11 protein-coding genes and 1 tRNA gene are annotated in these 10,840 nt (G+C 71.1%); 8 read left to right on the top strand and 4 right to left on the bottom strand.

What is annotated here, in order from left to right; all coding sequences use genetic code 11:
- A partial coding sequence (locus QM572_RS06035; protein ID WP_415091086.1) for a hypothetical protein occupies nt 1–1,040 on the top strand: 1,040 nt, incomplete at its 5' end.
- 45 nt (nt 1,041–1,085) lie between these two features.
- Nucleotides 1,086–1,319 carry a biotin/lipoyl-binding carrier protein gene (locus QM572_RS06030; protein WP_415091084.1) on the top strand — a complete coding sequence of 78 codons (234 nt, stop codon included), beginning with the start codon at nt 1,086–1,088 and terminating at the stop codon, nt 1,317–1,319.
- A 57-nt stretch (nt 1,320–1,376) separates the two neighbouring features.
- On the opposite strand, the gene QM572_RS06025 is transcribed toward QM572_RS06030, so the two are convergent.
- The 4 genes from QM572_RS06025 to QM572_RS06010 form a co-directional block, all read right to left on the bottom strand.
- Complete coding sequence (locus QM572_RS06025; protein ID WP_415091083.1) at nt 1,377–1,742, bottom strand: hypothetical protein; 366 nt, start codon at nt 1,740–1,742, stop codon at nt 1,377–1,379.
- Between the two features lie 85 nt (nt 1,743–1,827).
- Nucleotides 1,828–2,304 (bottom strand): hypothetical protein, encoded by a 477-nt coding sequence (locus QM572_RS06020; RefSeq protein WP_415091081.1) that lies wholly within the window; start codon nt 2,302–2,304, stop codon nt 1,828–1,830.
- A 1-nt stretch (nt 2,305) separates the two neighbouring features.
- Nucleotides 2,306–2,390: transfer RNA gene (locus tag QM572_RS06015), tRNA-Ser, on the bottom strand.
- A 13-nt stretch (nt 2,391–2,403) separates the two neighbouring features.
- Nucleotides 2,404–4,260: an amino acid transporter gene (locus tag QM572_RS06010; protein ID WP_415091079.1), complete on the bottom strand. Its 1,857-nt coding sequence runs from the start codon at nt 4,258–4,260 to the stop codon at nt 2,404–2,406.
- Nucleotides 4,261–4,397: 137 nt separating this feature from the next.
- Between QM572_RS06010 and QM572_RS06005 the strand changes: the two genes are divergently transcribed.
- The 6 genes from QM572_RS06005 to QM572_RS05980 all read left to right on the top strand — a co-directional run.
- Nucleotides 4,398–4,766, top strand: coding sequence for a hypothetical protein (locus QM572_RS06005; RefSeq protein ID WP_415091077.1), 369 nt, complete (start codon nt 4,398–4,400; stop codon nt 4,764–4,766).
- Nucleotides 4,763–4,852 carry a K(+)-transporting ATPase subunit F gene (gene kdpF / locus QM572_RS06000; RefSeq protein ID WP_415091075.1) on the top strand — a complete coding sequence of 30 codons (90 nt, stop codon included), beginning with the start codon at nt 4,763–4,765 and terminating at the stop codon, nt 4,850–4,852. Before QM572_RS06005 ends, kdpF begins: the two co-directional genes overlap by 4 nt.
- On the top strand, nt 4,853–6,493 hold the full coding sequence (gene kdpA, locus QM572_RS05995) for a potassium-transporting ATPase subunit KdpA (RefSeq protein ID WP_415091073.1): 1,641 nt from the start codon (nt 4,853–4,855) through the stop codon (nt 6,491–6,493).
- A gap of 6 nt (nt 6,494–6,499) precedes the next feature.
- Entirely contained in the window at nt 6,500–8,587 is a 2,088-nt protein-coding gene (gene kdpB / locus QM572_RS05990) for a potassium-transporting ATPase subunit KdpB (protein ID WP_415091071.1), read from the top strand.
- A 13-nt stretch (nt 8,588–8,600) separates the two neighbouring features.
- Nucleotides 8,601–9,206 carry a potassium-transporting ATPase subunit KdpC gene (kdpC, locus tag QM572_RS05985; protein WP_415091069.1) on the top strand — a complete coding sequence of 202 codons (606 nt, stop codon included), beginning with the start codon at nt 8,601–8,603 and terminating at the stop codon, nt 9,204–9,206.
- Between the two features lie 34 nt (nt 9,207–9,240).
- A partial coding sequence (locus QM572_RS05980) for a DUF4118 domain-containing protein (RefSeq protein WP_415091067.1) occupies nt 9,241–10,840 on the top strand: 1,600 nt, incomplete at its 3' end.

Raw genomic sequence — 10,840 nt, 5'->3', positions numbered from 1 at the left:
CTCTCGAGGGACCGGTGCCGGCCGCGGCGCCGGGCAGCCGTCCGGGCGGGGTGCGCCCGGCGGAGATCGCGATCTGGGTGGGGGCGCTCGTCGTCGGCCTGGCCGCGCTCGTGCTCGGCAACGGCCGCCACCTCGGCCCCGACTGGCTCGGCGGCGCCGGCAGCCTCGTCATCACGGTCGCCTACGTCTGGGCGCTCGCCGCCCGCACCGGTGGCCGTCCGGTCGTCTTCAGCGCGCTCGTGGCCGTCACGGGGGTGGTCACGCTCGCCCTCGACCGCCCCGAGCTCAACACCGGCGCCGCGGCCGCGGTCGCCGCGGTGGCCGCCGTGCTCGGGATGGTGATCACCGTGCCGGCGATCCGGGTCCGCGCCGCGGCGCGCGAGACCTGCATCGCCGTCGTGGTCGCCGCCGGGGGTGCCGTCGCGGCGCTCGGCTGGCGGCCCGAGGTGGACGTGAGCCGCTTCGAGTACGCCGTCCTCGTCCTCGCCCTCGTGTGCGCCTTCACCCTCGTCTACCGCCTCGGCGCGGGCCTGCACGGGCTCGGCCGCCGCGGCGTCTTCATCGTCGTCTTCGGTGCGCTCGTCCTCGTCGTGACGCTCCTCTACGCCGAGGCCCTGCGTCGCTACGCCGACTCCGGCCTCGTCGCGCAGGCCCTCGACACCGTTCACTGGAGCCGCGACCATCTCGGGGCCTTCCCCCGGCCGATCGAGACGGTCCTCGGCGTCCCGGCGCTCGCCTGGGGCACGCACATGCGCGCCCGCCGCCGTCAGGGCTGGTGGGTCTGCGCGTTCGGCGTCGCCGGCACCGCCGCGGTCTCGGTCTCCCTCATGAATCCCCACATCGGCGTGCTCGAGGTGGTCCTCTCGGTGACCTACGGCCTCGTCATCGGCCTCGCGATCGGGTACGTCGTCATCCGGGTCGACCTCGCCCTGACCGGGTCCGGTGGCGGCCGTCGGGCGGTCGGGCGTCGCGGCCGCCGCGCGGAGGAGCGCGAGAAGGCCGTGCGACCGGAGCCCAAGCGGACGGGCGCTTTGTTGTAGGAATCGTGCACGCCCGCCTTGGCGCCGACGCCCTAGCGTCGAGGCATGTCTCGTCAGCAACGCCGGCTCGTCGCGGCCGAGCTGGTCGCCGTCGTACTCGCCGTGGAGGTCGCCGAGGGTCAGCGGGTCGCCGCGGGCGACACCCTGGTGCTGCTGGAGTCGATGAAGATGGAGATCCCCGTCCTCGCCGAGACGCCCGGTGTCGTCGAGGCGATCAAGGTCGCCCCCGGCGACCAGGTGCAGGACGGCGACGTCCTCGTCGTCCTGGCCGCCTGGTGAGTCCAAGACGTGCCCAGGAGCCGACCTGACACTCACACGGCGCTGAGGAGCCATGCCCTAGTCGAGATGGCCCAGGGGTGCGACCAGGTCGCCGACCTCGTCGCAGACCCAGACCGGCTCGGGGCCGCCGATGTCCGGCTCGATGTGGAGGCCGTGGATCGGCAGCTCGTCGTGGCCGTCCTCGACCAGCATGCAGATCGGCCACCGGGTCAGCGTGCTGAGGTGGTCCTGCACGTCCTGGGCGACCAGGCCGGCGACGAAGTCGGCGCCCCGCGGCCACTGCTCGACCCACCAGCGGCGCTGGCTGCACGCCTCCTCGAGGAGGCTGACCGCCCGGGCGTCGTCGACCCCCCGTGCGGAGAGGTCGGCGAGCACGATCGAGCGGGCCGTGAGGATCAGGGCGTCGAGGGCAGCGTCGTCCACGCCGCCAGTGTTACGCGCCGGGGGTCACGCTCCGTGCGACCAGCCCAAGACCAGGCCCCAAGACCAGGCGAAGACCAGCCGGCGGTCAGCGCCGCAGCTGGCCACGCTGCAGGCGCTGCTGCAGGTCGCGGACGAACTGCTCCCGGTCGACCTCGAGCAGCCCGACCGGGATGGTCGTCGTGGCGCCGTCCTTGAGGCGCAGCACGACGCAGTCGATGCCGTGGGGCGAGGTGGTGACGGCGTCCTCGACCGCCGACCAGCGGCCGGCCCTCGTCCCGGCCGAGCGGACCAGCCGGACCTCGTAGCCGTCGGCGGTCGTGCGCATCACCCACGCCCGCCTGCTCAGCCACCAGCCCAGCACCCCCAGCCCGATCAGCCCGAGGATCGCGACCACGAGCATGAGGTCCGGCGTCAGGTCGACGGCGACGAGCACGATGGTGAGGACGAAGACGACGACGGCCAGGGCGACGAGGTAGAGCCCGACGAACCGCACCCGCACCTGCGGTGCGAGGCGGTAGGTCGTGGTGTCGCGGGATGAGGCGGTGGAGCCGGTGGATGCCATGCGGGTGGTGAGGGATTCGAACCCCCGGTTGCTCTCGCAACTTCGGTTTTCAAGACCGACGCAATCGACCACTCTGCCAACCACCCCGTAGCGCGAAGGCTATCCGGCGTGGATGTGCGGACGCCGCCGCGGGTCGGGCTCCGCCCGGCGCAGCACCTCCCGCGTCACCGGCGCCATCTCACCGGTGCCCAGCAGCAGGAAGCGCAGCAGATGGGACACCGGGCTGCCCTCCGTCCACGCGAAGTAGAGGTGCGGCCGCACGCCCGTCCGGTCGCGCAGGTCCAGGGCGAGGGCCGCGAGGGCGTTGGAGACCGACGGCGCCGTCATCGTCAGCACCCGGAACCGTCCGTCCCGCACCACCCCGTGGACCTGCAGCGCGCCCTCGAAGTCGCTGTAGTCGGTGACCGTCACCTCGACGAAGATCAGATCGGCGTCGGAGGTCAGGTCGTGGTCGTCGCGGATCTCGCGGATCTTGTCGAGGTAGTCCGCCGCGCTGTCGGAGCCCTCCAGCCAGGGCTCGTTGGCGACGAGCCGGATCGCCCGGCGGGAGCAGTCGCGGATGAAGGTCTCCGCCCGCTCGTCGTACGAGATCGAGGTGACGCGCAGCTCGAAGACCCGCGCGATCCGGGAGAGCAGCGACACCACGACGATGGCGAGGATGAAGCAGCCGCCGATCTTCACGCCGTCGGGGCGCTCCCGCACGTTGTCCAGGGTCGTGTACGTCAGCACGGCGGTGATCAGCCAGAACGCGATCTCCCACCGGCGCTGGCCGGCGCGTCTCGCGGCGATCGCCACGGCCACGCCGGCGGAGGTCATCAGCACCAGCACTCCGGTCGCGTACGCGCCGCCCTGCGCGTCGACGTCGGCGTCGAAGATCCACGTGATGAGGAACGCCACCGCGGTCAGCACGCACACCAGCGGACGCGTCGCTCCCGCCCACTCCGGCGCCATGCCGTAGCGCGGCAGGTAGCGCGGGATCAGGTTGAGCATCCCCGCCATCGCCGAGGCGCCGGCGAACCACAGGATCGCGATCGTCGCGACGTCGTACGCCGTCCCGAACCCGTTCCCGAGATACAGGTGCGCCAGGTAGGCGAGTGCCCGGCCGTTCGCCTCGCCGCCGTCCTCGAACTGCTCGGCGGGGATGAGCCAGGTCGTGACCAGCGACGACGCGATGAGGTAGACCGACATCACGATCGCCGCGGTGGTGAGCAGCCGCTTGGTGTTGCGCACCCGGCCGGCCGTCTCCTCGGGCGCGACGTGCGGCATCACCGCCACCCCGGTCTCGAAGCCGGACATGCCCAGCGCGAGCTTGGGGAAGAGCGTGAGGGACACCGCGATCATCGCGAAGACCGAGCCGTGCTCGGCCTGCAGCGCGTTGCCCCAGTCACCGACGACGTGGCCGTTGCGCAGCACCTCGACGATGCCCGCGCCGATGACGACCGCGTTGAGCCCGAGGTAGGCGATCACGAGCACCACCGCGACCCCGATCGCCTCCTGGAAGCCCTTGAGGAAGACCGCGCCGAGCAGCGCGATCAGGAAGAGCGTGATCCCCATGGGGTGCGACAGAGCAGACGGCAGGTGCGGGTTCTCGACCGCGTGAGCGGCGGCGTCGGCGGCCGAGAGCGTGATGGTGATGATGAAGTCGGTGAGCGCGAAGCCGAGCAGCACCAGCACGAAGAGCTTGCCCCGCCAGAACGGCAGCAGCCGCTCGAGCATGGCGATCGAGCCCTGCCCGTGCGGGCTCTCCGCCGCCACCCGCCGGTAGACCGGCAGCGCGCCGAGCAGGGTGAGCAGGACGAGGACGACCGTGGCCAGCGGCGAGAGCAGGCCGGCCGCGAGGAAGGCGATGCCGGGCTGGTAGCCGAGGGTGGAGAAGTAGTCGACCCCGGTGAGGCACATGACCTTCCACCACGCGCTGGGCTTCTCCGTGGAGACCTTCTCGGACGACTCGCTCACGTGACCATCGTCGGGACCCGGCATCCCCCGGCGCGGCGTACTAACAACTTCCTAACAGCCGTTAGGGCTTCGTTAGGCGCCGTTAGCGGCCCGTTAGGAGCGCCCCGGAGGCCGTACGCCGGGTCTGGACTGAACCCATGTCCCCATCGACAACACCTGCTCCGCAGGCCCGCCGCCTCGTGGACGATGCCGGCGTCCGGCTCGGTCTCGGCGCCGTCGCGGTCATCGCCGTGACCATGGCGACGATGCTCGCCGGCGTTCCCGAGGGCTACGTCTTCGGTGCGCTGCTCGTCGTCACCGTGACGGCCTCGATCCTCCTGCCCCGGCGCCTGGCCTGCCTTCTCGGTGTGACCAGCTGGGCCGTCTGCGACGGCTTCGTCCTCAACCGGCTCGGCCGGCTGACCTTCACGGGGGAGTCGCTGCAGATGCTCGTCACCCTCGTCGGGGTCGCCCTGCTGATCAGCCAGGTCTCCGCCGGCTGCGCCCGGGAGGTGCGCCGGCCATGAGTGCCGAGTCCGCGATCGCCCTGATCGTCAGCGTCCTGCTCCTGGGCTACCTCGTCGTCGCCCTCGTCCTCCCGGAGCGCTTCTAGATGAACGACAACGTCGCCGGCCTGCTCCAGGTCGGCCTGGTCATCGCCGCCCTCGCCCTCGCGTGGCGTCCGCTGGGCGACTACATGGCGTGGGTCTTCACCACCGATCGCGACCTCCGCGTCGAGCGGGCGGTCTACCGCCTCGTCGGGGTCGACTCGAAGGCCGATCAGCGCTGGCGGACGTACGCCGGCTCGCTGCTGGCCCTCTCCGCCGTCGGTGTCGCGCTGCTCTTCGTCCTCCAGAGGATCCAAGGTCGTCTGCCCGGCTCGCTCGGCTTCGAGGGCGTCCCCAGCTGGCTCGCCTTCAACACCGCCGCCTCGTTCGTGACCAACACGAACTGGCAGGCCTACTCGGGCGAGTCGACGATGGGCAACCTCGTCCAGATGTCCGGCCTCGCCGTCCAGAACTTCGTCTCCGCTGCCGTCGGCCTCGCGGTCGCCGTCGCGCTGATCCGCGGCTTCCTGCGCTCGCGCACCGACCGGCTCGGCAACTTCTGGGTCGACCTGACCCGCGGCATCGTGCGCATCCTGCTGCCGATCTCGTTCGTCGCGGCCGTCGTGCTCGTCGCGATGGGCGCGGTCCAGAACCTCACCGGCGGTGTCGACGCCACCACCCTGACGGGCGCGACCCAGCACATCGTCGGCGGGCCGGTCGCCAGCCAGGAGGCGATCAAGGAGCTCGGCACCAACGGCGGCGGCTTCTTCAACGCCAACTCGGCGCACCCGTTCGAGAACCCGAACGGGTGGTCGAACCTGTTCGAGATCTTCCTGCTCCTGCTGATCCCGGTCGCCCTGACCCGCACCTTCGGCACCATGGTCGGCGACCGCCGTCAGGGGGTGGCGATCCTCGGCGCGATGACGACCCTCTTCGCGATCGTCGCCACGTCGGTGACGCTGCTCGAGCTGCACCACGACACGCTGTTCAACCTGGAGGGCAAGGAGCAGCGCTTCGGGGTGATCACGTCGTCGCTCTTCGCCACCGCCACGACGGGGACGTCGACCGGCGCGGTCAACAGCTTCCACTCCAGCTTCGACCCGATCGGTGGTGGCCTGCTGATCCTCAACATGGGGCTGGGCGAGGTCGCCCCCGGGGGTGTCGGCACCGGCCTCTACGGCATCCTCGTGATGGCGATCGTCGCGGTCTTCGTGGCCGGGCTGATGGTCGGCCGCACGCCGGAGTACCTCGGCAAGAAGCTCCGGGCGAGCGAGATCAAGCTCGTCAGCCTCACCATCCTGACCATGCCGCTCCTGGTCCTCTTCGGCACCGGCATCGCCCTGGCCCTCCCCGGTCCGCGGGCGTCGATCCTCAACGCCGGGCCGCACGGTCTGTCGGAGGTTCTCTACGCCTTCATGTCGGCCTCGAACAACAACGGCTCGGCCTTCGCCGGCCTGAGCGCCAACACCGACTTCTACAACATCGCGCTGGCGATCTGCATGCTGCTCGGTCGGTTCGTGCCGATCGTCCTGACGCTCGCCCTGGCCGGCTCGCTCGCCGGCCAGACGCCGACGCCCAGGAACGCCGGAACGATGCCCACCCACGGGGCGCTCTTCGTCGGGATGCTCACCGGCGTGATCGTCATCGTCGCCGCCCTCACGTTCTTCCCCGCCCTTGCTCTGGGCCCGCTTGCGGAAGGTCTCTGATCCGTCATGAGCACAGCAACTCCTGCTGCCAACGCCACCAACCCCGCGCGAGTCTCCGCCGGCGTCCTCGACCCGGCGATCCTCGCCGCCTCGCTGCCGGGCGCGCTGCGCAAGCTCGACCCTCGCCGGCTGGTGCGCACACCGGTCATGTTCGTCGTCTGGGTCGGCGCGCTCTACTGCACCGTCGAGGCGGTCGGGGACCCGTCCCTCTTCGCGTTCGCGATCACGGCCTGGCTCTGGCTGACGGTCGTCTTCGCCAACCTCGCCGAGGCCGTCGCCGAGGGTCGCGGCCGGGCCCAGGCGGAGACCCTGCGCCGGGCCAAGACCGAGACCACGGCGAGGCTGCTCCAGGCCGACGGGACCGAGCGCGAGGTGCCCGCCGTGGCGCTGACGCTCGGCGACCGCGTCGTGATCGAGGCGGGCCAGGTCATTCCCGGTGACGGCGACGTCGTGGAGGGCGTCGCCGCCGTCGACGAGAGCGCCATCACCGGTGAGTCCGCACCGGTGATCCGGGAGTCGGGCGGGGACCGGAGCTCGGTCACCGGCGGCACCAAGGTGCTCTCGGACCGGATCGTCGTGGAGATCACGACCAGGCCCGGCGAGAGCTTCATCGACAGGATGATCGCGCTCGTCGAGGGTGCCAGCCGACAGAAGACGCCCAACGAGATCGCGCTCAACATCCTGCTCGCGTCGCTCACGATCGTCTTCCTCGCGGTCACGATGACGCTCAAGCCGCTGGCCGTCTACTCCCACGCCGACCAGGGCATCCTCGTCCTGATCGCCCTCCTGGTCTGCCTGATCCCGACCACGATCGGCGCCCTGCTCAGCGCCATCGGCATCGCCGGCATGGACCGGCTCGTGCAGCACAACGTGCTGGCGATGTCCGGCCGGGCCGTCGAGGCGGCCGGCGACGTCACCACGCTGCTGCTGGACAAGACCGGCACGATCACGCTCGGCAACCGCCAGGCGAGCGAGCTCCTTCCCGTGGGTGACCAGCCCGTCGCCGTACTGGCCGATGCGGCGCAGCTCTCCTCGCTCGCGGACGAGACCCCGGAGGGCCGCTCGATCGTCGTTCTCGCGAAGAGTGCCTACGGCCTGCGCGAGCGGGAGGCGGGCGAGCTGGCGAGCGCCGAGTTCGTCCCCTTCACCGCCCAGACCCGCATGTCCGGCGTGAACCTCCCGGGTCGCCAGATCCGGAAGGGCGCGGCGGCGGCCGTGACGGCCTGGGTCCGGGAGAACAGCATGGGCCACCCCGCCCCCGATCTGAGCGAGGTCGGCGAGATCGTCGACGGCATCTCGACGGCCGGCGGCACGCCTCTGGTGGTCGCCGAGCGCCTCGACGGTCGGCCGGCGCGCGCCCTGGGCGTCATCCACCTCAAGGACGTGGTCAAGGAGGGCATGCGCGAGCGCTTCGACGAGATGCGCCGGATGGGCATCCGCACCGTGATGATCACCGGGGACAACCCGCTCACCGCAGCCGCCATCGCGAGGGAGGCGGGAGTCGACGACTTCCTCGCCGAGGCGACGCCGGAGGACAAGATGGCCCTGATCAAGAAGGAGCAGGAGGGCGGGCGCCTCGTCGCGATGACGGGCGACGGCACCAACGACGCCCCGGCCCTGGCCCAGGCGGACGTCGGCGTCGCGATGAACTCCGGCACGTCGTCGGCCAAGGAGGCCGGCAACATGGTCGACCTGGACTCCAACCCGACGAAGCTCATCGAGATCGTCGAGATCGGCAAGCAGCTCCTCATCACCCGGGGTGCGCTCACGACCTTCTCGATCGCCAACGACGTCGCGAAGTACTTCGCGATCATCCCGGCGATGTTCGCGGGCTCCTTCGCCGGTCTCGACAAGCTCAACGTCATGCGGCTCGCCTCTCCGGAGAGCGCCATCCTCTCGGCGGTCGTCTTCAACGCGCTGATCATCGTCGCGCTGATCCCCCTCGCGCTCCGCGGTGTTCGCTACAGGCCGTCCTCGGCCGGCGTGCTGCTCCGCCGCAACCTGCTGATCTACGGCCTCGGCGGTCTCGTCGCGCCGTTCCTCGGCATCAAGCTCATCGACCTGCTCGTGTCCCGGCTTCCGGGCCTGAGCTGAAAGGGACCGTGACATGCCCGCACTTCCCGCACCGATCGCCCAGTCCTGGGCGGCGCTCCGCTTCCTGATCGTCGCGACGGTCCTCTGTGGCCTCGCCTATCCGCTCGTCGTCACCGGAGTCGGTCAGCTGGCCTTCCGCCCGGCCGCCAACGGGTCGCTGATCGAGGACGACGGCAGGATCGTCGGCTCCTCGCTGATCGGCCAGTCCTTCACCGACGCCGACGGGAACGCGCTGCCGGAGTACTTCCAGAGCCGTCCGTCCGCCGCCGGTGACGGCTACGACCCGCTGGCGTCGTCGGCCTCCAACCTCTCGGTCGCCAACCCCGACTTCCTGAAGGCCGTCTCCGACCGCCGCGCGGCCGTGGCCGAGCTCGATGGTGTCGCGCCGGCCGACGTGCCGAAGGACGCGGTGCTGGCCTCAGGCTCCGGTCTCGACCCGCACATCTCTCCGGAGTACGCCGACGAGCAGATCGCCCGCGTCGCCCGGGCTCGCGGCCTCTCCGTGGCGACGGTGACGAAGCTGGTCGAGGAGCACACCCAGGGTCGGTCGCTCGGCTTCGTGGGAGAGCCGCGGGTCAACGTGCTCGAGCTCAACGACGCGCTCGACGCGCTGACGTGATCGCACCGCCGGTGCGACACGGGATGATGGTGGCATGACACGGGGGCGGCTGAGGGTCTACCTCGGCTCGGCACCCGGCGTGGGCAAGACCTACGCGATGCTGGGCGAGGCGAGGCGCCGCTGCGATCGGGGAGCCGACGTGGTGGTGGGCTTCGTCGAGACCCACCACCGTCCGCACACCGCTGAGATGCTCGAGGGCCTCGAGCTGCTGCCGAGGCTCTCGGTGCCCTATCGGGGCACGCGCGTCGAGGAGCTCGACCTCGGAGCGGTGCTGGCTCGGCATCCCAAGGTCGTCCTCGTCGACGAGCTCGCGCACACCAACGTCCCCGGCATGAAGCACGGCAAGCGGTGGGAGGACGTCGACGAGATCCTCGCCGCCGGGATCGATGTCATCACGACGGTGAACGTCCAGCATCTCGAGTCGCTCAACGACGTCGTCGAGAAGATCACGGGAGTCCCCCAGCGGGAGACGGTGCCCGACGCCTTCGTCCGCAGCGCCGATCAGGTCGAGCTGGTCGACATGTCGGCCGAGGCGCTGCGCCGCAGGCTCGCCCACGGGAACGTCTACGCGCCGGAGAAGGTCGACGCCGCCCTGGCCAACTACTTCCGGGTCGGCAACCTGACCGCGCTGCGCGAGCTCGCTCTGCTCTGGGTGGCCGACCGGGTGGACGCCGCCCTCCAGGACTACCGAGAGCGACATGACATCGACTCCACCTGGGAGGCCCGCGAGCGCGTCGTCGTGGCGCTCTCCGGCGGCCCGGAGGGCGACGTGCTCATCCGTCGGGCAGCCCGGATAGCGGCCCGCTCCGGGGCGGGCGACCTGATGGCTCTCCACGTCTCCCACTCCGACGGGCTGATGGGCGCGGACCCTGTCCATCTCGTCGCCCAGCGGCAGCTGGTCGAGTCACTGGGCGGCTCCTTCCACCAGGTGCTCGGTGGGGACGTGCACGAGGCCCTGCTCGCGTTCGCCCGCGCCGAGAACGCGACCCAGCTGGTGCTGGGCGACTCGCGCCGGCCGCGCTGGAGGCGGCTCCTCGGTCCCGGCATCGGGTCCCAGACCATCCACGAGTCGGGCGACATCGACGTCCACATCGTCACCCACGCGCAGGCGGGTCGGGGGAGGCTGCTCCCCGAGCGCCAGCGTGCCGCGCTGAGCACGGCCCGGCGCCACCGCGGCTACGTCCTCTCGGTGCTGCTCCCCGCCCTGCTCACGGTCGCGCTCATCGTCTTCGACGACACCATCCAGCTGAGCCTCGCGAGCGACATGCTCACCTTCCTCCTGCTGGTCGTGGGCGTCGCCCTCGTCGGCGGGTTCGGGCCCGCGCTGGTGGCCGCGCTGCTCGGCTCCGGGCTGATCAACTTCTTCTTCACCCCGCCGTTCCACAACTTCACCATCGCCAGCCCCAACAACGCCTTCGCCCTCGGGGTCTTCGTCCTCGTGGCGGCGATGGTCAGCTGGGTCGTCGACCTCGCGGCCCGGCGTACGCGGGAGGCGGCGAGGGCGGTCGCCGAGTCGCATGCCCTGGCCAACATCGCGAGTACGCCCGTCACCGACCGCGCCTCGCTGGACGAGATGCTCGACCGCTTCCGCGAGACGTTCGGCCAGCGTTCGGTCTCCCTGCTCACGCAGGGAG

This window comes from Nocardioides sp. (genome assembly GCF_047607365.1).
Taxonomy (GTDB): Bacteria; Actinomycetota; Actinomycetes; order Propionibacteriales; family Nocardioidaceae; genus Nocardioides.
The sequence above is the reverse complement of the archived record's forward strand: the minus strand, read 5'-3'. Positions and strand labels throughout refer to the sequence as shown.

Excerpts from the sequence above, each read along its gene's own strand:
- QM572_RS06030 (WP_415091084.1), top strand. The coding sequence starts at position 1,086 with ATGTCTCGTCAGCAACGCCGGCTCGTCGCGGCCGAGCTGGTCGCCGTC.
- QM572_RS06020 (WP_415091081.1), bottom strand. The coding sequence starts at position 2,304 with ATGGCATCCACCGGCTCCACCGCCTCATCCCGCGACACCACGACCTAC.
- QM572_RS06005 (WP_415091077.1), top strand. The coding sequence starts at position 4,398 with ATGTCCCCATCGACAACACCTGCTCCGCAGGCCCGCCGCCTCGTGGAC.
- kdpF (WP_415091075.1), top strand. The coding sequence starts at position 4,763 with ATGAGTGCCGAGTCCGCGATCGCCCTGATCGTCAGCGTCCTGCTCCTG.
- kdpA (WP_415091073.1), top strand. The coding sequence starts at position 4,853 with ATGAACGACAACGTCGCCGGCCTGCTCCAGGTCGGCCTGGTCATCGCC.
- kdpB (WP_415091071.1), top strand. The coding sequence starts at position 6,500 with ATGAGCACAGCAACTCCTGCTGCCAACGCCACCAACCCCGCGCGAGTC.
- kdpC (WP_415091069.1), top strand. The coding sequence starts at position 8,601 with ATGCCCGCACTTCCCGCACCGATCGCCCAGTCCTGGGCGGCGCTCCGC.